20 protein-coding genes, 2 pseudogenes and 1 riboswitch are annotated in these 25,034 nt (G+C 61.4%); of the genes and pseudogenes, 14 read left to right on the top strand and 8 right to left on the bottom strand.

All coding sequences use genetic code 11. The annotated features are described in order from the left end of the window. The first annotated feature begins 108 nt into the window (after window positions 1-108). The 7 genes from ACI5GA_RS25810 to bla all read left to right on the top strand — a co-directional run bounded on the left by ACI5GA_RS25810 (window position 109) and on the right by bla (window position 7,010). Entirely contained in the window at window positions 109-1,035 is a 927-nt protein-coding gene (locus ACI5GA_RS25810) for a chemotaxis protein CheV (RefSeq protein WP_404633416.1), read from the top strand. Window positions 1,036-1,155: 120 nt separating this feature from the next. Then, window positions 1,156-1,965 (top strand): MOSC domain-containing protein, encoded by an 810-nt coding sequence (locus ACI5GA_RS25815; RefSeq protein ID WP_421424810.1) that lies wholly within the window; start codon window positions 1,156-1,158, stop codon window positions 1,963-1,965. 228 nt (window positions 1,966-2,193) lie between these two features. Then, window positions 2,194-2,817: a glutathione S-transferase family protein gene (locus tag ACI5GA_RS25820; protein WP_421424812.1), complete on the top strand. Its 624-nt coding sequence runs from the start codon at window positions 2,194-2,196 to the stop codon at window positions 2,815-2,817. A 109-nt stretch (window positions 2,818-2,926) separates the two neighbouring features. Continuing rightward, window positions 2,927-4,984 carry a pyridoxamine 5'-phosphate oxidase family protein gene (locus tag ACI5GA_RS25825; RefSeq protein ID WP_421424813.1) on the top strand — a complete coding sequence of 686 codons (2,058 nt, stop codon included), beginning with the start codon at window positions 2,927-2,929 and terminating at the stop codon, window positions 4,982-4,984. 40 nt (window positions 4,985-5,024) lie between these two features. Then, window positions 5,025-5,228, top strand: coding sequence for a hypothetical protein (locus tag ACI5GA_RS25830; RefSeq protein ID WP_421424814.1), 204 nt, complete (start codon window positions 5,025-5,027; stop codon window positions 5,226-5,228). 66 nt (window positions 5,229-5,294) lie between these two features. Continuing rightward, window positions 5,295-5,954 carry a M24 family metallopeptidase gene (locus tag ACI5GA_RS25835; RefSeq protein ID WP_421424815.1) on the top strand — a complete coding sequence of 220 codons (660 nt, stop codon included), beginning with the start codon at window positions 5,295-5,297 and terminating at the stop codon, window positions 5,952-5,954. 168 nt (window positions 5,955-6,122) lie between these two features. Continuing rightward, window positions 6,123-7,010, top strand: coding sequence for a class A beta-lactamase (bla, locus tag ACI5GA_RS25840; RefSeq protein WP_421424816.1), 888 nt, complete (start codon window positions 6,123-6,125; stop codon window positions 7,008-7,010). 90 nt (window positions 7,011-7,100) lie between these two features. On the opposite strand, the gene ACI5GA_RS25845 is transcribed toward bla, so the two are convergent. Then, window positions 7,101-7,583 (bottom strand): DUF2938 domain-containing protein, encoded by a 483-nt coding sequence (locus ACI5GA_RS25845; protein WP_404633430.1) that lies wholly within the window; start codon window positions 7,581-7,583, stop codon window positions 7,101-7,103. 130 nt (window positions 7,584-7,713) lie between these two features. Next, the gene (locus tag ACI5GA_RS25850; protein ID WP_421424817.1) at window positions 7,714-8,598 is read right to left on the bottom strand and encodes a LysR substrate-binding domain-containing protein; all 885 of its coding nucleotides are present in this window, start codon (window positions 8,596-8,598) and stop codon (window positions 7,714-7,716) included. A 158-nt stretch (window positions 8,599-8,756) separates the two neighbouring features. Here ACI5GA_RS25850 and ydiJ point away from each other — a divergent pair, with 158 nt between their 5' ends. Then, the gene (ydiJ, locus tag ACI5GA_RS25855) at window positions 8,757-11,783 is read left to right on the top strand and encodes a D-2-hydroxyglutarate dehydrogenase YdiJ (protein WP_421424818.1); all 3,027 of its coding nucleotides are present in this window, start codon (window positions 8,757-8,759) and stop codon (window positions 11,781-11,783) included. A gap of 151 nt (window positions 11,784-11,934) precedes the next feature. Next, the gene (locus tag ACI5GA_RS25860; protein WP_404633436.1) at window positions 11,935-12,900 is read left to right on the top strand and encodes an isopenicillin N synthase family dioxygenase; all 966 of its coding nucleotides are present in this window, start codon (window positions 11,935-11,937) and stop codon (window positions 12,898-12,900) included. 66 nt (window positions 12,901-12,966) lie between these two features. Here the strand turns inward: ACI5GA_RS25860 and ACI5GA_RS25865 are convergent, their stop codons facing one another. Next, window positions 12,967-14,163 carry an amino acid aminotransferase gene (locus ACI5GA_RS25865; RefSeq protein ID WP_421424819.1) on the bottom strand — a complete coding sequence of 399 codons (1,197 nt, stop codon included), beginning with the start codon at window positions 14,161-14,163 and terminating at the stop codon, window positions 12,967-12,969. A 338-nt stretch (window positions 14,164-14,501) separates the two neighbouring features. Between ACI5GA_RS25865 and uvrB the strand changes: the two genes are divergently transcribed. Then, window positions 14,502-16,517, top strand: a complete 2,016-nt coding sequence (gene uvrB, locus ACI5GA_RS25870) for an excinuclease ABC subunit UvrB (protein ID WP_404633440.1) — start codon at window positions 14,502-14,504, stop codon at window positions 16,515-16,517. Between the two features lie 295 nt (window positions 16,518-16,812). Here uvrB and ACI5GA_RS25875 read toward each other — a convergent pair whose 3' ends face one another. Beyond that, window positions 16,813-17,202 (bottom strand): RidA family protein, encoded by a 390-nt coding sequence (locus tag ACI5GA_RS25875; RefSeq protein WP_404633442.1) that lies wholly within the window; start codon window positions 17,200-17,202, stop codon window positions 16,813-16,815. 134 nt (window positions 17,203-17,336) lie between these two features. Here ACI5GA_RS25875 and ACI5GA_RS25880 point away from each other — a divergent pair, with 134 nt between their 5' ends. The 4 genes and pseudogenes from ACI5GA_RS25880 to ACI5GA_RS25895 form a co-directional block, all read left to right on the top strand. Next, complete coding sequence (locus ACI5GA_RS25880; RefSeq protein ID WP_421424821.1) at window positions 17,337-18,266, top strand: LysR substrate-binding domain-containing protein; 930 nt, start codon at window positions 17,337-17,339, stop codon at window positions 18,264-18,266. A 50-nt stretch (window positions 18,267-18,316) separates the two neighbouring features. Continuing rightward, window positions 18,317-18,493, top strand: a riboswitch (yybP-ykoY riboswitch). Window positions 18,494-18,500: 7 nt separating this feature from the next. Then, on the top strand, window positions 18,501-19,067 hold the full coding sequence (mntP, locus tag ACI5GA_RS25885) for a manganese efflux pump MntP (RefSeq protein ID WP_421424823.1): 567 nt from the start codon (window positions 18,501-18,503) through the stop codon (window positions 19,065-19,067). 63 nt (window positions 19,068-19,130) lie between these two features. Then, the gene (locus tag ACI5GA_RS25890) at window positions 19,131-19,952 is read left to right on the top strand and encodes a hypothetical protein (RefSeq protein WP_421425543.1); all 822 of its coding nucleotides are present in this window, start codon (window positions 19,131-19,133) and stop codon (window positions 19,950-19,952) included. A gap of 298 nt (window positions 19,953-20,250) precedes the next feature. Then, window positions 20,251-21,114: pseudogene (locus tag ACI5GA_RS25895) on the top strand (autotransporter outer membrane beta-barrel domain-containing protein); the annotation flags it as partial. Between the two features lie 220 nt (window positions 21,115-21,334). On the opposite strand, the pseudogene ACI5GA_RS25900 reads toward ACI5GA_RS25895, so the two are convergent. From ACI5GA_RS25900 to ACI5GA_RS25915, 4 genes and pseudogenes are all read right to left on the bottom strand, one after another. Beyond that, window positions 21,335-21,997, bottom strand: a pseudogene (locus ACI5GA_RS25900) (helix-turn-helix transcriptional regulator); the annotation flags it as partial. 98 nt (window positions 21,998-22,095) lie between these two features. Next, the gene (locus tag ACI5GA_RS25905) at window positions 22,096-23,388 is read right to left on the bottom strand and encodes an MFS transporter (protein WP_421424824.1); all 1,293 of its coding nucleotides are present in this window, start codon (window positions 23,386-23,388) and stop codon (window positions 22,096-22,098) included. An 18-nt stretch (window positions 23,389-23,406) separates the two neighbouring features. Continuing rightward, complete coding sequence (locus ACI5GA_RS25910; protein ID WP_421424826.1) at window positions 23,407-23,895, bottom strand: hypothetical protein; 489 nt, start codon at window positions 23,893-23,895, stop codon at window positions 23,407-23,409. A gap of 106 nt (window positions 23,896-24,001) precedes the next feature. Continuing rightward, window positions 24,002-24,949 carry a GlxA family transcriptional regulator gene (locus ACI5GA_RS25915; protein WP_421424827.1) on the bottom strand — a complete coding sequence of 316 codons (948 nt, stop codon included), beginning with the start codon at window positions 24,947-24,949 and terminating at the stop codon, window positions 24,002-24,004. Window positions 24,950-25,034 lie beyond the last annotated feature (85 nt).

Below are 25,034 nucleotides of genomic sequence, written 5' to 3' on the forward strand. Positions count from 1 at the left end.
GTGATATCAATTGCTTCATGTAGCATTTTTATCCTGATTAAGGTCTGCCCGGGCGCTGCCGATAACACGGGTGCGGACTTACTTGAAACCCTGCTCCAGGAGCAACCGATGGCTGGCATTCTCGACACAGTAGACCAACGTACACAGCTGGTGGGTGAGAACCGCCTCGAAATTCTCATGTTTCGCCTGGCCGGTCGGCAATTGTTCGCAATCAACGTGTTCAAAGTGCAGGAAGTCCTGCAACTGCCCAAACTGACCCTCATGCCGCAGCGCCATCCGTACGTCTGCGGTGTCGTCAACCTGCGGGGCCAGACGCTGCCGGTCATCGATCTGTCGCAGGCCATCGGCATGCGCCCGCTGGTGCCGGGGCCGTCGAGCACCATCATCGTCACCGAATACAACCGCTCCGTGCAGGCGTTTCTGGTCGGTGGCGTCGACCGCATCGTCAACATGAACTGGGAAGCGATTCTGCCGCCACCGGGCAGCGCGGGGCGTCAACACTACCTGACCGCGATCAGCAAGGTCGATGATCAACTGGTGGAAATCATCGACGTCGAAAAAGTCCTCGCCGAAATCGTGCCATACAGCGCCAAGGTCTCTCGCGACAAGCTGGAAGATCCGGTGCTGAGCCGCGCCCGTGGTCGTGAGGTGCTGCTGGTGGACGACTCTAACGTCGCCTTGTCGCAGTTGCGCGACACCCTGGGTCAGTTGGGCGTCAAAATGCACGTGGCCAGCGACGGTCTCAAGGCCTTGAACATGCTCAAGGCCTGGGCAGACAGTGGCGAGGTCATGACCGACAAATTGCTGATGGTCTTCACTGACGCGGAAATGCCGGAAATGGACGGCTACCGCCTGACCACCGAAATTCGCCACGACCCCCGCTTGCGTGGGCTCTATGTGGTGCTGCACACCTCGCTGTCGGGCAGCTTCAACGAATCGATGGTCAAGAAGGTCGGCTGCGACAACTTCCTCTCCAAATTCCAGCCGGACAAACTGGTGGACGTGGTGCGCGAGCGCCTGCTGCTCGACAACTGATCGTCTGACGATTCAAGCCCCTCGCTGTATGGAGGGGCTTTTTTGTATCTGTATCGTTCGCTGCCGTGATGCCTCGTATAAAGTGGCGGCTTTCCGCTCTGTCACTTCAAGGACGCGTCCATGCTGCAACTCAGCGCGCTGTACCGCTATCCCCTCAAATCCTGTAAGGCCGAACCACTGCAACGGGCCCGTTTCGACGAGCTGGGGCTCAGCGGCGACCGACGCTGGATGCTGGTGGACGAGAGCAATGGTCGTTTTTTCACTCAGCGGGCGCTGCCGCACATGTCCCAATTGTCCGTGCTGTGGAACGAGCAGGGCGGTGTAACCCTCTCGGCGCCTGGCGTCGCTTCGCTGGATGTTCCACTGCCTGAGAACATCGAAGACAACCTGCGTGGCGTGACCGTCTGGCGCGATACATTGCGCGTGCCGGATGCGGGCGATGAGGCGGCGCGTTGGGTCAGCGATTTCATCGGCAAGCCGACGCGCATGGTGCACATTCCCCAGGCGCGTGCCCGCTGGCTGCCCTCGGGTTACGGCACGGTCGACGACAAGGTCGGATTCGCCGACGGATTTCCCCTGCTGTTGATTGGCCAGGCATCGCTGGATGACTTGTCGGCAAGAATTGGCCGACCTCAGGAAATGCTGCGCTTTCGCCCCAATCTGGTGGTGGAGGGCGCAGATGCCTTCGCCGAGGATGGCTGGAAGCGCATCCGCATCGGCCATCTGGAGTTCCGCCTGCTCAAAGGCTGTTCCCGTTGCATCCTCACCACCATCGACCCCGCCACCGGCGTGCGCAGCGATGATCGTGAGCCGCTGAGCACCCTCAAGACCTACCGCGAATGGGAGGGCGAAGTCTGGTTCGGGCAAAACATGGTCAGCGATGGGCCGGGTGAGGTTGAGGTCGGAATGGCGGTTGAAGTCCTGGAGTGACGGCCGCCGCCACGCGTCGTGCAAGCACCCTGCGCCGGGCGTCTGATCCGGCCTGGCGGTGTCTCGACAAGGTTGACTATTTCATGCCCTGAAATACTGGATTGTTTTTTCTGGTGATTCTGTTGGTTCGCGTCGAGGCTCACTATTCATCCCATCAGCGCGGTGAATGAGTCCAACGACAGACCGCTCCCGCTGACCTTTACTCACTCAGCCTCAGGAGCACCACCCATGAACGCCATCAAGCTCTATCACTTCCCGCTGTCCGGCCACTCCCATCGCGCACAGCTGATGCTGTCCCTGCTGGGCATCGAGCCGCAGATCGAGTTCGTCGATCTGGCCAAAGGGGCGAACAAAACCCCGGAATACCGTGCCATCAACGTCTTCGGACAGGTGCCGGTGATCGACGACAACGGTACCGTGGTGGCCGACTCGACGGCGATTCTGGTGTACCTCGCGACCAAGTACGACACCACCGGCAAATGGCTGCCGACCGACGCCAACGGCGCAGCGCAGGTGCAACGCTGGCTGGCAGTGGCCGCAGGCCAGATCAACAACGGCCCGGCCCGCGCTCGCCTGATCACGGTGTTCGGTGCCGGTTTCGATCCCAAAGACACCATCGACCGTGCGCACGCGGTGTTGCAAGTGATCGAGCAACACCTGGAAGGTCGCGAGTTTCTGGCGGCAGACCACGCCACCATCGCGGACGTCGCGGGCTATAGCTACATCGCTCATGCGCCGGAAGGCAACGTGTCGCTGGAGGCCTACCCGAATGTGCGGGCCTGGCTGGCGCGCGTCGAAGGTTTGAAAGGCTTCGTGCCAATGCCACGGACCCGGGCCGGGTTGGTGGTTTGACTCGATCTGCTCTTGAATCTGGCCGAAGGCCGTAGGAGCAGGCAAGCCAACTCCTACGGCCTTCGGCCAGAAGCAACGTCCTCACGCCCACTGCTTGGGAGTTTGCGCCATGAATGATAGCCCTTCTGAAAGACCCGCCCCGTGGCATGCCGGTGAGTTGCGCGTGCAGAATCACGCGGGTGTCGCCGAACGAATGGACGTCATCGGGCGCAAGTTCGTGCGGGATTACATGCCGGATCAGCATCGCGAATTCTACGAGCAGATTCCGTATCTGATCGTCGGTGCTGTCGACGAAGAGGGTTGGCCTTGGGCGAGCATGATGGATGCCTACGAGGGCTTCATCACGACCCCCGACGCTCGCCAGCTCGACATTCACTGGCTGCCCCAGGCCGATGACCCGGTGAGCGCCGCCTTCAAGCCCGGCGAGGCGCTGGGGTTGTTGGGCATCGATCTGCACACCCGCCGCCGTAACCGGCTCAATGGGCATATTCAGTCGCTGGATGAACAGGGCTTCTCGCTGGCGGTCGAGTATTCGTACGGCAACTGCCCGCAGTACATTCAGTTGCGGCCTTTGCAGGACGTCGACCCGCTGTCCGTCGTCGAACGTCCACCGGTTCAGGCCATGGATGCCCTGGACGACGCCGCCGTGGCGACCATTCGCAACGCCGACACGTTTTTCGTGGCCAGTTACGTCGATCTGGAAGGCGATCAGCCCCATCGCTCGGTGGATGTTTCCCATCGCGGCGGGCGTGCCGGGTTTGTCAGGATCGAAGGCGACGTACTGACCGTGCCGGATTTCGCGGGCAACCTGTTTTTCAACACGATTGGCAACTTCATGGTCAATCCGAGGGCGGGTCTTGTGTTCATCGATTTCGCCACCGGTGAAATGTTGCATGTGGCCGGGCATGTCACGGTGATTCTCGATGGGCCGGAGATTGCAGCGTTTCAGGGCGCCGAACGGCTGTGGCAGGTCAAGGTCCAGAAAGTCCTGAGACGCCCGGCAGCCTTGCGTTCGCGCTGGGGCTTCGAGGGCTTTTCGCCCAACAGCCTGATGACCGGCGACTGGGAGCAGGCTGCGGCCCGACTGCAAGCCGAGGCCTTGCGCGACCAGTGGCGGCCTTTGAATGTGGTGCGTATCGAGGATGAAAGTCAGGGCATCCGTTCGTTCTATTTCGAAGCTGCTGATGGCGCGGGTATGCCCGCGTTCAAGGCGGGGCAACATCTGCCGTTGCGCGTGCAACTAGAGGGGCAGAGCAAACCGGTGATTCGCACCTACAGCCTGTCCAGCGCGCCCTCCGATGAGTTCTTCCGCATCAGCGTCAAACGCGATGGCCTGGTCTCCGGGCATTTGCACGACGTGCTGAAAGTCGGCGACCGGATCGAAGCCCGTGCGCCGCAAGGGGCTTTCTTCGTCGAGCCGCTGGAGCCGCGGCCCTTGGTGCTGCTGGGGGCGGGCATCGGTGTGACGCCGATGCTGTCGATGCTGCGCGAAGTGGTGTATCAGAACAAACGCAAGCGCCGTTCCCGGCCCATCTGGTTCATTCAAAGTGCACGTCGTCTGGCCGATCTGGCTTTTCGCGAAGAATTGGACACACTCATTGCCAATACCGGCGATGAACTGTCGGTCGTCCGCCTGCTGAGCCAGCCCGAGAGCGAGGCCCGCGCAGGTCAGGATTTTCACCTTGCAGGTCGCATTGATCTGAATCTGCTCAAAACGCTGTTGCCGTTCAACGACTTCGATTTTTACGTCTGCGGACCGGCAAGCTTCACACAAGGGCTGTATGACGAGTTGAGGGGCATGCACATCCGTGACGAACGGATTCATGCCGAGACCTTCGGCCCCTCGACCCTCAAACGCAGCACCGACCAGCAAACCGTTGCGGTGCAGCAACCGCCTGCGGCCACCGAATCGGTGCCCGTGGTGTTCGAAAAGTCCGCCAAGGAGGCCCGTTGGCAACCCAATGGCGGCACGTTGCTGGAACTGGCCGAGAGTCGCGGCCTGGAACCCGAATTCAGTTGCCGCAGCGGTTCGTGCGGCACCTGCAAGACCCGGCTGATCAAAGGCCAGGTGCATTACCCCGTGCCGCCCGCCGAGATGCCGGCGGCCGACCAGGTACTGATCTGCTGTGCAGTCCCGGCTTCAGGGCCGCTGGTGCTGGATCTGTGAAACTTCATGTCTGAGCAGACGTTATGAAAGGGTGATGAAGATGAATGAGTGGCCCGCGTTCGAGAAAGAAGACGATCCAAACCTGATGCACGTGACCGAGCAGGAAGTGTCGTGGTTGTTGCCGCAATCCCTCGCCTCACTGGCCGGAGAGCTGGCCGCCGAGCACGAGGAACGGGACAACCCGGCGACGGTGCGGTTGATCAGTTGGGTGCGTTCGGTTTCTGCGTTCAGTCGTCATCGGTGATTGCCCCTGCCTACGCTATGTAGTAAATGTCATAGCGATATCAGCAACGCAATATCGGGGAACGACATGAACGCAGTGGCGAAGGAAGCGGTTGGGGCAATCTACGACATCGAGGCCATGCGTCATGCGCAAGCCATGACCTGGAAAGCGATCGAGTGGGTGTCTCAACGCATCAAGCCCGGCATGCTGGAGTCCGAGGCGGTGGCCGTGGGCAAACAGGCGTTGGCCGAACTCGACACCCAGCGCATCTGGCACCCGATGCTCATCCGTTTCGGCGCCAACACCCTGAAAACCTTCAAACAGCGTTCCGAAGGCGATCCGGTGCTGGGTGAAAACGACATCTATTTCATCGACATGGGCGCCGTCTGGCTAGGCCATGAAGGCGACGCCGGGGCGACCTTCACCACCGGCAACGACCCGGAAATGCAGGCCTGTGCAGCCGCCGCGAAAACCCTGTTCGAGGTGGTCGAGCAACGCTGGAAAACCGGCGAAGTCGAAGGCGTCGAGCTGTACCGTTTCGCGGAAGAGCAGGCCCAGGCCATGGGCTGGAAGCTCAATCTGGACATCAAGGGTCACCGCGTCTGCGACTTCCCTCACGCCATTTACCGCGGCGGCAATCTCGGCGATTTCGATGCCGTACCCAATCCCGGCCTGTGGATTCTGGAAATCCAGATTGCTCATCCGAGCAAACCCTACGGCGCATTTTACGAAGACTTGCTGGCTTGACTTACAAGTCAGCAAGCTGGGCGTTATGGTTGAAATGACATGACGCTCGCCCCGACGATGAGCGGCGATTCTTATCCTTCATGACGAGTTAATCACCATCAGGTGCAGCAGTTGCGCTGGTCGGCGGCTGCTTCAATGGTCCTGTCCATGGTTTAAACAAGGAAGTGCATGTTGATTACCCGCAGAACCCTCATCGGCGCATCGCTTCTGTCGATCCCTGCGCTGTACAGTTTCAACGCGCTGGCCTCTGATGCCAGCCCCGTTTCCGATGCCTTCCTCGAACAGCGGCTGAGCGAACTGGAGCAACGCCATGGCGGGCGCCTGGGCGTCGCCTTGCTCGACACCGGCAGCGAGCGCCTGATCACCCATCGCGGCGACGAGCGTTTCGCGATGTGCAGCACGTTCAAAGCGCTGGCCGTTGCCCATGTACTGGCGCGGGTTGATCGCAAGCAGGAAGACCTGTCGCGGTTGATCGTCTACGGCAAGGAGCAACTGGTGCCGTATTCGCCGGCCACCGAGAAGCACACGGGCGGAGGCGGTCTGAGCGTCGGTTCGATCTGCGAAGCGGCGGTGACGTTGAGCGACAACACGGCGGCCAATCTGTTGCTGGACAGCTTCGGTGGCCCCCAAGGCCTTACTGACTGGTTGCGTTCGATTGGGGATTCCGTGACACGCCTCGACCGTCGCGAGCCTGACCTCAACGAAAACCGCCCCGGCGACCCTCAAGACACCACCACGCCCCTGGCAATGTTGCAGACGCTGCGCACGTTGATTTTCAGTGAGACGCTATCGGGCGCCTCGCGGGACCAACTCATTGCCTGGCTGGTGAGCAACACCACGGGGGATCTGAAGCTGCGGGCCGGTATGCCGCGGAGCTGGCGCCTGGGGGACAAGACCGGCTCTGGTGCCAACAACGCCAACAACGATATCGCCGTGATCTGGCCACCCCATCGTCCGCCGTTGATCGTGACGGTGTATTACACCGACGCCAAGGCGAGTGCCGAGCAGATCAATGCGGTGATTGCCGAGGTGGGGCGGTTGGCAGCGACGATTTAGTCACACCCCGTAGCAGCACGGCGTGTCGGCGATGGCAATTTCAACGGCGCCACCCCCGGCAAGCTGTGCTGCTGCAAGTGTGTGCAGGATTTATCCCACCAACAACGCCGCCCAATACATGCCAATGGCAAACACCACATGGCCCACCACATTCTGTAAGCGCGCCACGGTCGGATTGGGCGCACCGCTGCACGCCACCCCAACGCCCATCCCTGGCTGCAGAATGAACCAGCCCGCGCCCACCGTGACCAGCCCCACCAGCAGCGCCGGGAAGAACGTCGGCGAGTGCGCCCACTGCACGCCCCAGATGAACAACAGGGCCGCAGCGAACAGCACGCCAATCGCGTAGTGCATGAACCAGCCGATTCTCAGCTCGTTCGGCACTTCCGGGGAGTTCGCGATGCCGTTGCGATGGACGTATTGCCCGTTGCGCATCCCCGCAAACCAACGGCCGACAAGGTGCCAGGGCGGGGTGGGCAGGTCCAGCACACGCTTGAGCAACTGAGCCCAGAGATCCAGCAACGCGGTGCCACCAATGCCAATGAGTACCGAGTAGAAAATGAAGGCGAACATGTCTTGATCCGAATCCTTGTCAGTCGTTATTGGAAGGAGGTCACCCGCCCGTCTTGCAGGTTCGAGGAAAGCTCTCCTTTGTATCAGCTCGTCGTCATCGTTGCTGCATAAATGCAGGCGATGCAGCGCGTCAGATCTGTTCCAGCAGCCACGCCCTGAAGGCCTGCAAAGACGGCAGCATTTCATTGCGAGTAGGGTAGCTCAGGTAATAACTGCGCTGGCTGGCGAAGGGCAGGTCGAGGCTGATCAGCTCGGCGCTGGCCAGTTCGTCGGCCACTAGAATCCGTGGCACCAGGCCAATGCCGATTCCAGCCTTTACCGCCTGAATCAAATGTGAGGTCAGCTCGAAACTCGGTCCCAGTCGCATCAGGCGGTGGGGCAGGTGATGATGGCTGAACCAGTCGCCCCAGGCATTGGGGTTGTTGACGACGTTGAGCAGTATTTGCCCGCCAATGTGTTCCGGCGTCCATTCCTGATGGCCTCCAGCAGCTTGCGGGGAAATCACCACCACCAGTTCCTCTGCGTGCAGTCGGTGGCTGATCAGGCCCGGCAGACCCGAGGTGCCGACCACGATGGCGGCGTCGATGCCGCTGGTTTCGAAATCCACGGCGTCGATCCGCGAATTGATGTGTACCAGCATGCCGGGATGTTGGGTGTAGAAATCATGCAGGCGCGGCAGCAGCCACTTCGAACCGAAGGTCGGCAACGTGGCCAGGCGCAGGCTGCCGCCTCCCGATTGCCAGGCCATGGCCTGTAACGTCGCACTGCGGATACGCCCCAGCGCTTCGCTCATTTCCCGCTGATACAACCGTCCGACATCGGTGAGCTGCACCTGACGCCCTTCGCGGCGGAACAGGGTCAGGCCCAATTGCTGCTCCAGCGCCTGCACCTGGCGGCTGACCGCGCTTTGGGTCAGGGACAGTTCGACGGCGGCACGGGTATAGCTTTCATGCCGTGCCGCCGCTTCGAAAGCCAGCAACAGGGACATGGACGGGGTGAGGTGGCGGTAATTCATTCACAAAAGTCATCGATAGCGGCAGGAATATCCGTTTGTCCTGCGCTGTAACCTGCAGGATCATTGGCACCATAACGATCCGAGGCTGACCGATTAATGCCCGGACGACAAGTATTTTGCTGTTTCCCGTGATCAGACCGACAAGAGGCCATCCCACGATGATCGCCCAACTGCCTGCCGCCGCCCCGACGGCCCAGTACCCCGAATTCCTCGACGCGTTGCGCGCCAGCGGTTTCCGCGGCCAGATCAGCGCCGATTACGCCACCCGCACGGTGCTGGCGACTGACAACTCCATCTATCAACGCTTGCCCCAGGCAGCGGTGTTTCCGCAGGATGCCGAGGACGTCGCGCGCGTCGCCACGCTGATGGCCGAGCCGCGTTTTCGTCAGATCAAACTGACCCCGCGCGGTGGCGGCACGGGCACCAACGGCCAGTCGCTGACCGACGGCATCGTGGTTGATCTGTCGCGGCACATGAACACCATCCTCGAAATCAACGTCGAGGAGCGTTGGGTGCGGGTACAGGCGGGTGTGGTCAAAGACCAGCTCAACGCCGCGCTCAAGCCGCACGGGCTGTTTTTCGCCCCGGAGCTGTCGACGTCCAACCGCGCCACCGTCGGCGGCATGATCAACACCGACGCCAGCGGGCAGGGCAGTTGCACTTACGGCAAGACCCGCGACCACGTGCTGGAGCTGCACAGTGTGCTGTTGGGTGGCGAACGTTTGCACACGCAGCCGATTTCGGACGAGGCGCTGGAAGTGGCCTGTGCTCAGCCGGGCCGAATCGGCGAGGTGTATCGCACCGCGCGGCAGATTCAGGAAACCCAGGCCGAACTGATCGAGTCGGTGTTCCCAAAACTCAACCGCTGCCTGACCGGCTATGACCTGGCGCACCTGCGTGACGATGAAGGGCGCTTCAACCTCAACAGCGTACTGTGCGGCGCAGAAGGTTCGCTGGGGTACATCGTCGAAGCCAAGCTCAACGTGCTGCCGATTCCCACGTATTCGGTGCTGGTGAACGTGCGCTATCTGAGCTTCATGGACGCCCTGCGCGACGCCAACGCCTTGATGGCGCACAAGCCGCTGTCCATCGAAACCGTCGACTCCAAGGTGCTGATGCTGGCGATGAAAGACATCGTCTGGCACAGCGTCGCCGAGTACTTTCCGGCGGATGCCGAGCGTCCGACGCTGGGCATCAACCTGGTGGAGTTCAGCGGTGACGAGGTCGAAGACGTCAACGCGCGGGTGATGGCCTTCATCGAGCATTTGCAGAGTGACAAAGGTGTCGAGCGACTGGGCCACACGCTGGCCGAAGGCGCGGCGGCGGTGAACAAGGTCTATACCATGCGCAAGCGTTCGGTGGGCCTGCTGGGCAACGTTGAAGGCGAGATTCGTCCGCAGCCGTTCGTGGAAGACACCGCCGTGCCGCCGGAAAAACTGGCCGATTACATCGCCGAATTCCGTGCGCTGCTCGATGGCCATGGCCTGGCCTACGGCATGTTTGGTCACGTCGATGCGGGTGTGCTGCACGTACGCCCGGCGCTGGACATGAAAGACCCGGCCCAGGCCGCGCTGGTCAAACCGATTTCCGACGCCGTGGCCGAGCTGACGCAACGCTACGGGGGCCTGCTGTGGGGGGAGCACGGCAAGGGCCTGCGTTCCGAATACGTGCCGGCGTTCTTCGGTGAACTGTACCCGGCGCTGCAATCGCTCAAAGGCGCGTTCGACCCGCATAACCAGCTCAACCCCGGCAAGATCTGCACCCCACCGGACGCTGCCGAGGGCCTGATCAAGGTCAACGAGGCGCCGATGCGCGGCGACATGGATCGGCAGATCGATGAGCGCGTGTGGCAGAGTTTCGGCAGCGCCGTGCACTGCAACGGCAATGGCGCCTGCTACAACTACGACCCGAACGACGCCATGTGCCCGTCGTGGAAAGCCACCCGCGAACGTCAGCATTCACCTAAAGGCCGTGCCTCGCTGATTCGCGAATGGCTGCGCTTGCAAGGGGCGGCCAACATCGACGTCTTGCAGGTCGCCCAAGGCAAGGTGAACTGGGTCAAGGGCTTGCCCGGGCGATTGAGCAATAACTTCAAGCGCGCTCAGGGGCAGGCGGATTTCTCCCATGAGGTCTACGACGCCATGGCCGGTTGCCTGGCGTGTAAATCCTGCGCGGGGCAGTGCCCGATCAAGGTCAACGTGCCGGAATTCCGTTCGCGCTTTCTGGAGCTGTATCACGGACGTTACCAGCGCCCGTTGCGGGATTACCTGATCGGCTCGCTGGAATTCACCATTCCCTACATGGCCGCCGTGCCAGGGTTGTACAACGCGGTCATGGGTTCGAAGTGGGTGAGCGGCTTGCTGGAGCGCCACGTCGGCATGCTCGACAGCCCGTTGATCCATCGCTACAACCTGCAAAGCACCTTGACCCGCTGCAACGTGGCCGTGGCCAGCGTTCCGGCACTGCGCGAACTGAGCGATGAGCAGCGTCAGCGCAGCGTGGTGCTGGTGCAGGATGCCTTTACCCGTTATTTCGAGACGCCGCTGCTGGCCTCGCTCATCCAACTGGTGCACCAATTGGGCTATCGCGTGTACCTGGCGCCGTACAGCGCCAACGGCAAGCCGCTGCACGTTCAAGGCTTCCTCGGTGCGTTTGCCAAAGCGGCCATTCGCAATGCCAGTCAGCTCAAGGCGCTGGCCGATTGTGGCGTGCCGTTGGTGGGGCTGGACCCGGCAATGACCCTGGTCTATCGCCAGGAATACCAGAAGGTGCCGGGGCTGGAGGGCACGCCCAAGGTGTTGTTGCCCCAGGAGTGGCTGATCGACGTGCTGCCTGAGTCGACACCTGCGGCCTCGACCGACGCCTTCCGCCTGATGGCCCACTGCACCGAGAAAACCAACGTCCCGGCCAGCACCTCGCAATGGGAAAAAGTGTTTGGGCGCATCGGTCTGAAACTGGTCACTGAAGCCACCGGCTGCTGCGGCATGTCCGGCACTTATGGCCACGAAGCGCGCAATCAGGACACCTCGAAGACCATCTTCGAACAATCCTGGGCGAGCAAACTGGACAAGCCCGGCGAAGCGCTGGCGACCGGGTACTCCTGCCGCAGTCAGGTCAAGCGTCAGGCAGACAAGCAACTGCGTCATCCGCTGGAAGTGGTGCTGGAGCGGTTGTTGGCAAGCTGATGCACCGCGCTTCCCCCAGACCTTGGCTGACAAGGTCTGGTTTATCGTCGTATGCTTTTTCGCGAACCGACCCGCGCTGCCGGTCGCCTTTTCAAGAAGGCGACCGTTGTCCCTCAGCGGCGTCCCCCCCCACGTTCGTCGAGGAGCCCGCATGACTGCCACTGCCAACCTTCCACTGATCGACATGGCCGGTGTCCGCGAGGGCGACGAAGCCGCGCTGGTACGGGCGGGGGAGGCCATTCGCAAGGCCTGTGAGGAAACCGGGTTCTTCTACATCGTCAACCACGGCGTGCCGCAGTCGGTGATCGACACCGCCATGGCCGCCGCCAGGACGTTTTTCGCCTACCCGACCGACGTCAAACGCCAGGTTGCGGTGAACAAGCGTCATCGCGGCTGGCACGCGCTGGGCGGGGCGCTGATGTACGAAGCGACCAAGCCGGATTTCAAGGAATTTTTCAGCATGGGGCTGGAATTGCCCGAGGACGACCCCTGTGTGCTCGCAGGCGAAGCCTTGCGCGGGCCTAACCAGTGGCCAGATTTCATGCCCGAACTGCGCCTGGCGCTGGACGCCTATTACACGGAAATCGGCCTGGCCGGGGCAGATCTTCTGAAGGCCGTGGCCGTTGGACTGGGCATTGATCCCGGGTTCTTTGCGCCCAAATACGGCAAGCGCTTGCAGCGCACGCAGATGGTCTATTACCCGCCGCATCCACCGATGGCCGAGTCCGACCAGTTCGGTGTCGCGCCCCACACCGACTACGGCTGCATCACCCTGCTGTATCAAGACAACAGTGGCGGTTTGCAGGTGCGTGAACTGGCGAGCAACAGTTGGATTGATGCCACGCCCATCGAGGGCAGTCTGGTGGTGAACGTGGGGGATTTGCTGGCGCGCTGGTCCAACGACCGCTTCCGCTCGACCCTGCACCGGGTGATCAATAAATCCGGGCATGAGCGTTATTCCATCGCGACGTTTTACGACCCGACCTACAGCGCGGTGGTTGATCCGTGTGATCTGGGGATCGAAGGGGAGGCCAGTTTGTATCCGGCAGTGGCGGCGGGGGATTACATCCTCAAGCGCATCGACGATTCGATGGCGTATCGCAAGAAGGCGCAGTGAATGATCGTTGAATGATCGTTCCCACGCGGAGCGTGGGAACGATCAGCGGGTGAATCGATGGCGTTCTTAGATAACCGCCAGAATCGCCTTGGTCACCACCTCAATGTTGCTCTTGTTCAACGCCGCCACGCAGATACGGCCGGTGTCCAGCGCGTAGATGCCGAATTCGTTGCGCAGGCGGTGGACCTGTTCAACGGTCAGGCCGGAGTAGGAGAACATGCCGCGCTGACGGGCCACGAAGCTGAAATCCTGGCCAGCCGGATTGTTCGCCAGACGGTTCGTCATCTCTTCACGCATGCCCTTGATGCGGGCACGCATTTCGGCCAGTTCGTCTTCCCATTTCTGACGCAGCTCAGGGTTGTTCAGCACCGCAGCGGTGATGGTCGCGCCGTGGGTCGGTGGGTTGGAGTAGTTGGTACGGATCACGCGCTTGACCTGGGACAGGACGCGGGCGGTTTCTTCTTTCGACTCGGTGACGATGGACAAGGCGCCAACGCGCTCGCCGTATAGCGAGAACGACTTGGAGAACGAGCTGGAAGCGAAGAAGGTCAGGTCGGATTCGGCGAACAGACGCACCGCAGCGGCGTCTTCGTCGATGCCGTCGCCGAAGCCCTGATAGGCCATGTCCAGGAACGGTACGTGGCCTTTGGCTTTGAGCACGTCGAGGACTTTTTTCCAGTCTTCCAGGGTCAGGTCAACGCCGGTCGGGTTGTGGCAGCAGGCGTGCAGCACGACGATGGAGCCGGACGGCAGGTTCTGCAGGTCTTCCAGCATGCCTGCGCGGTTCACGTCGTGGGTCGCGGCGTCGTAGTAGCGGTAGTTCTGCACCGGGAAACCGGCGGTTTCGAACAGTGCGCGGTGGTTTTCCCAGCTCGGGTCGCTGATGGCCACGACGGCATTTGGCGACAGTTGCTTGAGGAAGTCGGCACCGATTTTCAGTGCGCCAGTGCCGCCCACGGCCTGTACGGTCATCACGCGGCCGGAGGCCAGCAGTGGCGATTCGGCACCGAACAGCAGGGTTTGCACGGCTTTGTCGTAGGCAGCGATGCCGTCGATCGGCAGGTAGCCACGCGGGATGTGCTGAGCGACGCGAATTTCTTCCGCTTCGGCAACGGCACGCAGCAGCGGGATTTTCCCTTCTTCGTTGCTGTAAACGCCGACGCCCAGGTTGACCTTGGTGGTGCGGGTGTCGGCGTTGAATGCTTCGTTGAGGCCCAGGATTGGATCGCGTGGTGCCATTTCGACAGCGGAGAACAGGCTCATTTTTGCGGCGGCTCTGAATGGGGAGTGAATGGATCGCATCGCTCCGGCCGAATGCACTAGAGCGGTGCACAAACGGGGAGTCAGTATAGAGAGCATCGCGGGCGGGGGCGACAGGGCAGGGCCGGTTTTTCCGGGTTTTTTCAATTTATTTCGACCATTAGTCATGTCGCGGGGACTAATGTACCGATGATGGCTTGAAAGCTGGTGTTGTGGGCTCCATGTGTAGTCCCATACTTCTTTTTATACGTGCGTCTCTCCCGTCGGCGGGATCAGTCGTCCGCGCCCAATTAGCGCCCGCCGGGTTGTTGACCTGGCATCGGCGCACACAGAGGTCCGCTATGTCCGAGTTTCAACTCGTTACCCGTTTTGCGCCTGCCGGTGACCAGCCCGAAGCGATTCGCCAGATGGTCGAGGGCATCGAAGCGGGGCTGTCGCACCAGACCTTGCTCGGCGTGACCGGTTCGGGCAAGACCTTCAGCATCGCCAACGTGATCCAGAAGGTGCAGCGTCCGACCATGGTGCTGGCCCCGAACAAGACCCTGGCCGCGCAGTTGTATGGCGAGTTCAAGGCGTTTTTCCCGAATAACGCCGTCGAATATTTCGTCTCCTACTACGACTACTACCAGCCCGAAGCCTACGTGCCGTCGTCGGACACCTTCATCGAGAAGGACGCCTCGATCAATGACCACATCGAGCAGATGCGCCTGTCCGCGACCAAGGCATTGCTGGAGCGCAAAGACGCAATCATTGTCACCACGGTGTCGTGCATTTACGGTCTGGGCAGTCCAGAGACCTACCTGCGGATGGTCCTGCACGTGGACCGTGGCGACAAAATGGATCAGCGCCAGTTGCTGCGGCGGTTGGCCGACCTGCAATACACCCGCAACGACATGGATTTCGCCCGCGCCACCTTCCGTGTGCGCGGCGATGTGATCGACATCTTTCCGGCGGAATCGGACCTGGAAGCCATTCGCGTCGAGCTGTTCGATGACGAAGTGGAAAGCCTGTCGGCGTTCGACCCGCTCACCGGTGAGGTCATCCGCAAACTGCCGCGTTTCACCTTCTATCCCAAGAGCCACTACGTGACCCCGCGCGAGACCCTGCTGGATGCGGTCGAGGGCATCAAGGTGGAATTGCAGGAACGTCTGGAATACCTGCGCGGCGCCAACAAACTGGTGGAAGCGCAGCGGCTGGAGCAACGCACCCGGTTCGACCTGGAGATGATCCTGGAGCTGGGGTACTGCAACGGCATCGAAAACTACTCGCGCTACCTGTCGGGGCGTCCGGCCGGAGCGCCGCCGCCGACCCTCTACGATTACCTGCCGCCGGATGCGCTGTTGGTGATCGACGAGTCCCACGTCAGCGTGCCGCAGGTCGGCGCGATGTACAAAGGCGACCGCTCGCGCAAGGAAACCCTGGTCGAGTACGGCTTTCGCCTGCCGTCGGCGCTGGACAACCGGCCCATGCGTTTCGACGAATGGGAAAGCGTCAGCCCGCAGACCATTTTCGTTTCGGCGACCCCCGGCCCGTATGAAGGCGAGCACGCCGGGCGGGTGATCGAGCAGGTGGTGCGGCCAACCGGTCTGGTGGACCCGAAAGTCGAAATCCGCCCGGCGCTGACGCAGGTTGACGACCTACTTTCCGAGATCAAAAAACGCGTGGCCAATGATGAGCGGGTGCTGGTCACCACGCTGACCAAGCGCATGTCCGAAGACCTTACCGATTACCTCGCCGATCACGGCGTGCGCGTGCGCTACCTGCACTCGGACATTGATACCGTGGAGCGGGTCGAGATCATCCGCGACCTGCGTCTGGGCACCTTCGATGTGTTGGTGGGGATCAACCTGCTGCGCGAGGGTCTGGACATGCCCGAGGTGTCGCTGGTGGCGATTCTCGACGCTGACAAGGAAGGTTTCCTGCGCTCAGAGCGCTCGCTGATTCAGACCATTGGCCGTGCCGCCCGAAACCTCAACGGCCACGCGATTCTCTACGCCGACCACATGACCGGCTCCATGGAACGGGCCATCGGCGAGACCGAGCGGCGTCGTGAGAAGCAGGTGGCGTTCAACGAAGCCAACGGCATCGTGCCCAAGGGGGTGGTCAAGGACATCACCGACATCATGGAAGGCGCCACCGTGCCTGGCTCGCGCAGCAAAAAGCGCAAAGGCATGGCCAAGGCCGCCGAAGAGAACGCCAAGTACGAAGCTGAATTGCGCTCACCGAACGAGATCAACAAGCGCATTCGCCAACTGGAAGAGAAGATGTACCAGCTGGCCCGCGACCTGGAGTTCGAAGCCGCCGCGCAGATGCGCGACGAGATCGCCAAGCTGCGTGAGCGGTTGTTGGCGGTGTGACCTGTTGGTGCCGACTCAATTTGTGGGAGTGAGCTTGCTCACGATGCGATCAGGCCGTCACTTCATAGGTGGTTGACACGCCGCTTTCGTGAGCAAGCTCACTCCCACAGGTAGAGATCGCTGCCGCCGGCAAATCGTGCCGCTAGAGGGGTTGGTGCAAAGCGTTGATGATCAATGATCGTTCCCACGCTCTGCGTGGGAATGCCGCCTTGGACGCTCCGCGTCCCACTGGCGCGGAGCGTCAGGCCATGCGTTACGACGCGGAGCGTGGGAACGATCAATTGAAGCAGAACGTCTACGGCAACTTCGCAATCACCTTGATCTCGAAATCGAATCCATACAACCACGTCACGCCTACTGCCGTGACGGTCGGGAAGGGCGCTTCGCCCCAGAACTCCGGGACCACGCTCCAGATCTCTTCAAAGCGTGTCTGCGGATCCACGATGAACACCTGCACGTCGATCACGTCATCGAACGTGCAACCTGCCTCTTTCAAAACAGCGTTCAGGTTGGTGAATGCCCGTCGCACTTGCGCCTTCAGTTCAGGTTCAGGCGAGCCGTCTTCACGGCTGCCGACCTGGCCTGACACAAACAACAGGCCGTTGGATTTAACCGCGGGTGAATAACGATTGCGCTCGTACAGCGCCTGGCGACCCGGTGGGAAAACAACGTCGCGAACAGTCATGTATAGCCTCCATCAGGCGTATGAGATTAGCGATGCAGTGACTGTACGGGGCTTGCATCAGGGCGATAAACGCGCAACCGTGGTCAGCACTGTTTGTAAATCCCAAACAATCCCTACCGATATTCGGAGCCGCCATGGACCGTTTCGATGCAATGCAGGCGTTCGTTCGTGTGGTCGAAACCGGCAGCTTCACCAAGGCCGCCGAGACCCTGCACATGAGCAAGACCAGCGTGACCCAACTGATTCAGCAGCTCGAAGCGCGCCTGCGGGTGAAGCTGTTGAACCGCACCACGCGCAAGGTGAACGTCACCGCCGACGGCGCCGCCTATTACGAGCGCGCGGTGCGGGTGCTGGCCGATGTCGACGACGCTGAAACCAGTCTGTCCGCCGCGGCGGTGTTGCCCAGAGGGCGTTTGCGGGTCGATGTGCCCAGCCCGTTCGCCCGATTCATCCTGATTCCGGCGCTGCCCGCCTTTCACGCCAGATACCCGGACATCCAGATCGATCTGGGCGTCAGCGATCGCATGGTCGATCTGATCGGTGAGCACGTCGATTGCGTGGTGCGCGGCGGTGAGCTGACGGACCAATCCCTCATGGCCAGGCGCATCGGCGACTTGCAATTGGGTGTTTACGCCGCACCCCCATACCTGCAACGGATCGGCACACCGAATCACCCGCGTGAGCTGGAAGCGCCGCAACACCGCATCGTAGGCTATCGCTGGGCGCGCACCGGCAAACTCTTTCCCATGGTCATGCAGCGTGCGGGCGAGTCCATTCAGGTACAAAGTCGCTACGTGCTTTCGGTGGACGATGGCAACGCTTACATCTCGGCGGGCTTGGCCGGTATGGGCGTGCTCTGGCTGCCGACCTACATGGTCCGTGAGGCTGTGGAGAAGGGCGAGTTGGTGCGGCTGTTCGACGGCTGGCAACTGGAGACCATGCCGATGTTCGTGGCCTACCCGCCGAACCGGCACATCAGCCTGAAATTGAGGGTGTTCATCGACTGGATCGTCGAGTTGATGGCGGGCTATGGGCAGGGCGAAGTGGTCACAATGGCGCGATAAAAACGCCACCGTTTATATTTTTTTCACATAACCCTGACTATAGTGGCCGTCCTTGTTGGGGAGTAGCCTGCTCAAGACCGCAGGTTTTGAGCGTTCACGTCAACATTCTCGGCGGCAGCCGTGGCGTGAACATCTTCGGAAATGCCCGGGGATTGGCGAGACCAACGACGCATCCATGCCTAAAGTCGGGCGTGTGGTTGTGTCGTTGTCTCATAGCCCGACTGGATTCCTACCGTGAGCCCGATTTCTCTCATCTTCCTGGCATTGGCCATGTCCACGGACGCCTTCGCGGCGGCCATCGGCAAAGGTTCCAGCCTGCACAAACCTCGCCTCTCAGAAGCCCTGCGCACGGGTTTGATTTTCGGTGTCATCGAAGCCATCACCCCTGTCATCGGTTGGGCCATCGGACAGGTCGCGAGCCGTTTCGTCGAGAGTTGGGATCACTGGATCGCCTTCACCCTGCTGTTGGTGCTGGGGCTGCACATGATCTACAACGGTTTCAAACACGACGAAGAAGACGACGATAAACCCCAACAGCACTCGTTTCTGATTCTCGCCGTCACTGCCTTTGCGACCAGTATCGACGCGCTGGCGGTGGGCGTGGGCCTGGCGTTCGTGGACGTGAACATCGTCGTCGCAGCGCTGGCCATCGGCATCGCCACCACGGTAATGGTCACCATTGGCGTGATGTTGGGCCGCGTGTTGGGTACGGTCGTGGGCAAACGCGCCGAGATTGTTGGCGGCATTGTGTTGATAATGGTCGGTGCAACCATCCTTTACGAGCACTTGTCGGCAGCCTGATCAATGAATACAGCCGTTCAAAACCCGAACACCACATGCGCGCCTCGGCGTTATCTGAAATTGATGTTGGCGGTACCGGGCGCAGTGATTCTGGCAGCCCTCGGTTTCTTCGCCTGGCAGAGCTTTTTCCCGGTGCAGGCCAGCGATGGTTGGCGTTATCAATTGGTGCACACAAGCGTGCCGAAGGCCGCGTCGATGGTGGTCAACGGCGACGGCTCGCTGATCGTCAGCCAGGAATTGCGCGACGGCAAAGGCAGCATCGTGCGCATTCTGCCGGACGGCAAGCGGGAGACCGTGGTGTCAGGGTTGTCCAAACCCGACGGCATGGTCGCCGTGCAAGGCGGATGGGTGTTCAGCCAGGAAATCGATGGCGCGATGGTCAATTTCTTCAAGGACGGTGAAGTGAAGGGCCTGTTCAAAGGTTCAGACGTGCAGGGACTGTGGAACGAAGGTGACGACCTGTACGCCATCGAAGACCGCAAGGACGATGGCCGCTTGCTGCGTTATCACTGGCCGGACGGCACGCTGACAGTGCTGCGCAGCGGTCTGTCCGAAACCGAATCCATCACTCGCTGCACCGATGGCCGCATGCTCTACACCGAAAAAGAGAAGGGCGTCATCCACCAACTCACTGACGACGGTCGCGATCCGGTGGTGCTCAGCGGTTTCAACCAGCCGACCTACCTGATGTGCGATCAGCGGGGCTTGTGGATCAGCGAGGATTCGACCCACCGTGCGCGTTTGCTGTTGATCGACCCCCAAGGCAAGCAGCGCACCGTGCTGTCGTTTCTCAAGGCACCGCAGGCCATCATCCCAACGGGACGCGGTACGTACCTCTTGGCCGAAGGCGGGCGAGACCGGATTCTCGAACTCACGCCAGACTGATCAACCCTGTTCATGAACGCCGCCCGACTTGCTCGGGCGGTTTCGTTTTGGCCTCCCGAATAAAACAACCCTGTAGCCGTCCGGCTCCCGTATAACTCGGTGTTTTCGCTTCTGCTAAGGACATAAAACGCAGCCCGCGGACCAATCGCGCAAGCATTTCCTTTGTGTAGCGAATTGTCATATTCGGTATCGACCCGCCCTTGATAGTAGCCAGCCCGACACAATTTCAAGAGGCTGCACCGTGTTCCAGCGTGTTCTGTTTTCCTTGTCCGTTCTGAGCCTGTCCATCGCTGCCGCGCAGGCCGCCGCACCCTATGCCAGCGGCATCGACCTCAAGGTGGGGCAATACCGCCTGTGGAGTTCGGCGTTGGCGGGCTATCTGGGCACGGACGGTTCGTCCCGTGCAGCCAATAGCAATGAACACAGTCAGGGGATGATGGTGGGCCTGACGCAGCGTTTCTCCGAGCAACTCAGCGCCTATGCCGGATTCGGTTACAACCATGGCAGCGTGGGAGCGGCAGGGGGCGAGGCGAAGACTGACCTGACGTTCCTCAGCGCAGGCGCACGCTTTGCTCCGGACGGGCTGGAACGAGGCGTATTTGTCGACGCCAACGTCAGCGGCGGCTGGCTCGACTATGACAGCAAGCGCGAACTGGGCGGCGGTCTGGGCGCAGCGAAAGGCGACAGCCACGGCACCCTGGCCGGTGCTACGTTGGCCTTGGGCTATCGCATGCCATTGAGCGGCATGACGCTGGAGCCAAGTCTTGGCGTACGTGTCAGCCATCTCGACCTGTCGGGTTTCAATGAAAAGGGCAGTGAGATGGCACTGGACGTTGACGGCATTCAGCAAACTCGCCGCAGCGCTGTGGTGAATCTGAATACGTCGCTGGCCCCTGTCGCACTGGGCGCCTGGCAGGTGGTACCGGGTGTGCAAGTGGGGTATGAGCACGCGCTTGGCGGTCATCAGGTCGACAGCGAAGGTCATCTGTTGGGGCTGGACATCGAGCAGCGAGCAGCTTTCGACAGCCGTGACCAGTTCAACGGCGCGGTCAACGTCATGGCCAGTCTTGGCGCGTTCAGTGTGGGGGCGCAAGTGGGTGCCAATGGTGGGGGAGACAGTCAGGGTTACAGCGGCAGTCTGAAGGCCAGTTACGCGTTCTGATTCCTACCCTACTGACGGTGTTGACTGGCCTGTAGTTTTCGCCAGCAAGCCGGCTCCCACAAGGATCGCGCCGAATCCAAATCTCGCGTTCGACGCTAAATCTGTGGGAGCCGGCTTGCTGGCGAAAGCGGTCTGTCTGTAAACCAAGCAATGACGGACACGACGCAGTCGCCACCCAGTTGGCAGCTACACGCTGCTCGACACTCAATTGCAGGATTGGCTACTGCGTGCGCTTTCTGACTTGTGCCGGGCTGACGCCATAGGCGCTCTGAAAATACTGGCAAAACCGCCCGACATTGCTGAAGCCATGCTGCAACGCCACCTCGGTCACCGACGCCATCCCTCCTCGCTCCAGCACCTTGAAAGCGCGTTCCAGTCGCACCTGCCGCTGATACGCGACAATCGACATCCCCATGAAGCGCCGAAACCCGTCCTGCAAGGCGCGCAGGCTGACGTGGCTCAAACGCGCCAGATCCGTGCCGCTGACCAGCATCTGCGGGTGCGCCTGAATGTACTCCACCGCCAACCGCACATGACGCGGCGCAATCGGTGGAGCCGGGCGTCGCAGCGCGTCGGTGAAGTTGTGCGGCCAGACGTCCAGCACAGCGTCGATGAGCATTTCCTTGAGCCGCGAAGGCCGCAATGACCCCGTGTTGATCAGCAGATCGAATTCGCTGCCAGTGGCCAGATCGATCAACGCACGAATGCCCTGAAACCCATGAGCATTGAGGTCCACCACCGGCTCGAAATGCAGCCTCTCCAGTACCGGCTTTTCCAACAGGACAGACAGCCGTTCGGTCAACGACCCGCGATCAATCGACATGCCGTGCTGCGCGTGGTTGTCGAGAAAATGCATCGAGCGGATGTCGGCCTTGTCCACGGCCGGTGATAGACAATCACCGACCTGCGTGAATGGGGAATCGCGGGACACTAGCACCTGTAAATGGCAGATGTGTGACAAAACCTGTCCGATCGGTCGAGTCAGGCCGCCGCCGGTTTGAGTGCGGCCTTTTCCTGACGAACCGACAGAATCGTGACCGCGGCGAGCAAACACAACACGCCCCCGGTGAAAAACGCGGGCAAGTAGCTCAGCAACTCGGTGCGTGACCAACCGGCGCCAAACGCAGCGGCAGCGGCACCGATCTGGTGGCCTGCGAAAATCCAGCCAAACACCATGCCCGCGCGTTCAGGACCAAAACGGGAAGCGGCCAGGCGCACGGTCGGGGGCACTGTGGCGATCCAGTCCAGGCCGTAAAAAACCGCGAACAGCGACAGGCCGACAATCGAGAAGTCGGTGAATGGCAAGGCGATCAGCGACAGCCCGCGCAACCCGTAATACCAGAACAACAAGCGGCGGTTGTCGAACCGGTCGGACAGCCAGCCTGACGCCACGGTGCCGATCAGGTCGAACACGCCCATTGCCGCGAGCAAGCCGCTGGCCTTGACAGGGGAGATACCGTAATCGCCGCACATCGGGATCAGATGCACTTGCACCAGCCCGTTGGTGGTGGCGCCGCAGATGAAAAACGTGCCGAACAGAATCCAGAACACACGGGTTTTCGACGCATCGCGCAGGGTGTTCAACGACGCGCTGAAGATCGACGCGGCACTGGGCGCGGGCGCTGCAATCGGGCCTGTGCCGGTGTCGCCAAAGGGACGCAAGCCCAGATCGGCGGGGCGGTCGCGCATGAGCATCAGCACCGCAATGGCGGCCAATGCGAGCATCGCCGACATCAGCACCAGCGCCCAGCGCCAGCCGTAATGCTCGGTGACGTTGGCCAGCAGCGGCATGAAGATCAGTTGTCCGGTCGCGGTGCTGGCGGTCAATACACCCACCACCAGCCCACGACGGGCGCTGAACCAGCGTGACGCCACGGTGGCGCCCAGGGTCAGCGCCGTCATCCCGGCGCCAATGCCCACGGCCACGCCCCACAGCGCCACCAGTTGCCAGAGCTCGGTCATGCTCAGTGACAACAGCAGCGCGGTCATGATCACCAGAATCGCCGCCAGCGCCACATTACGCAGCCCGTAGCGGTTCATCAGCGCGGCGGCAAAGGGTGCCATCAGGCCGAACAGCACGAAGCGGATCGACAGTGCCGAGGAGATTTCCACGGTGTTCCAGCCGAATTCCATCTGCATCGGCACGATGAACACCCCCGGCGCACCCACCGATGCGGCGGTGATCAGCGCGGTGAAAAACGTCACGGCGATCATCGCCCAGCCGTAGTGAATGCCGCGCCGGGCGAGGGCGCGGGAAAGCCAGTCAGAAATCATGCATGCCTCTTTATTCAGTTATGCAGTGCGGTGGGGTCGACGCAGCAGGTGAGCGATGATTAACAGGTGGCTGATCGTCAGCGGCGGCACCACGGCCATCGGGATGTAATAGGTCGCGCCAAAGCTGCCCGGCTCGACGAAGGTCAGGCCACGGGCGAAGGCGTTGAGAAAATCCGCGACACCCACCGCGCTGAACAGCCAGACCAGCGCCTTGGCGAATCGCGCATGGCTACGCAGTGCAATGACGGCGGCGAAGGCCAGCAGCGCGGTCAGCAAGTCGCCGTAGGCGGTGGGCCATGAGAAGCGCGGATCAAGGGCGTCGGTTGTGACGCCGTGGATCAGAAACGACAGCCCCAGATAACGGAAGCAATGGGGCAGGATCAGCGGAATCAGCGCCTCCCGCGCGTTCAGGTCACGAATGCGCGGCCAGATGTACCAGAGCGCGATCAGCCCCCAGGCCAACAGGCCCAGAGTGACGCTCAGCGGAAGAATGAGTGCGACAGGCATGGAAATAACCTCGGTCAACGTTCTGCTCGGCAGTCTATGCAGCCCTGAGCGGCGAAAATTGACAGTTTCCGAGGGATTCGTGCCAGTTCGCGGTCAGCGCAGGCGCCTAGGCACGCCTCACGCTGAAGCGCCTGCGGTACTCGCCCGGCGTCAGACCGGTGATGCGCAGAAAGACTTTGCGAAACGCCCCTGCGTCGGTGTAGCCCACTTGCCAGGCCACGGCTTCGGCGGGTTGCGTGGTGAACTGCAACATCTCGCAGGCCTTGCCTACGCGCAGGCGCTGGCAGTAATCGACAGCAGTCAGGCCGGTGGCCTTGCGAAAGCGCCGCAGAAAAGTGCGCTCTTCAAGGCCCGCATGCCCGGCCAGCGCGGCGAGAGCCGTGTCCTTGGCGCCGCCCGCTTGCAACCAGTGCTGAACCTTGAGAATCGCCGCATCGCCGTGGGTCAGGTTCGGCGAGAACGCGCTGTAATAGCGCTGTTCGCGACCGGGCGGGTCCACCAGCAGGTAATGCGCAGTCTCGGCCATGACCGTTGCGCCGAGAAAACGATCGACGAGTTTCAGGCCCAGGTCGATCCACGCCATGATCCCGCCCGCGCTGATCAGGTCGCCGTCGTCGATGATCAGCTTGTCGATGTCCAGATTTACCTCGGGAAAGCGCTGGCGAAACAGCTCGGCGTGGTCCCAGTGGGTGGTGACCGAGCGCCCCGCCAACAGGCCGGTTTCGGCCAGCAGGAACGCGCCGCCACACACCGATGCCAGAGTCGTGCCGTGGCGATGGTGCTTGATGATCCACTCGACAAAGGGCGCGGCTTCTTCAGCCGTCGGCGGTGTGGCGATTTTCGGCGCGAAGATCAGCACAGAAGGCGAGGTCAACCCCGTTTCATCGTCCGAGGGCAGGCGTTGCGTCACCCGCAGAAACGGACCCGCTTGCGCGTGGTGGCGGGCGGCAAAGTGGTCGGCGATCTCGAACAGATCGGTCAGGCCGAGCAGGGCGGCCTGCTGAGCGCCGGGGTATGGCACGAGGCCTATTTCAATCGGAGCGAGGTGTGTCATGTGTCGATACTGACCCTGAGAATGTCGATTTCGCCACTGATGATGTTCTGCCCGGTGCCCGATGATGTCCAGACAATTTATCGGA

It is taken from the genome of Pseudomonas sp. Pseu.R1 (assembly GCF_045764065.1).
Taxonomy (GTDB): domain Bacteria; phylum Pseudomonadota; class Gammaproteobacteria; order Pseudomonadales; family Pseudomonadaceae; genus Aquipseudomonas.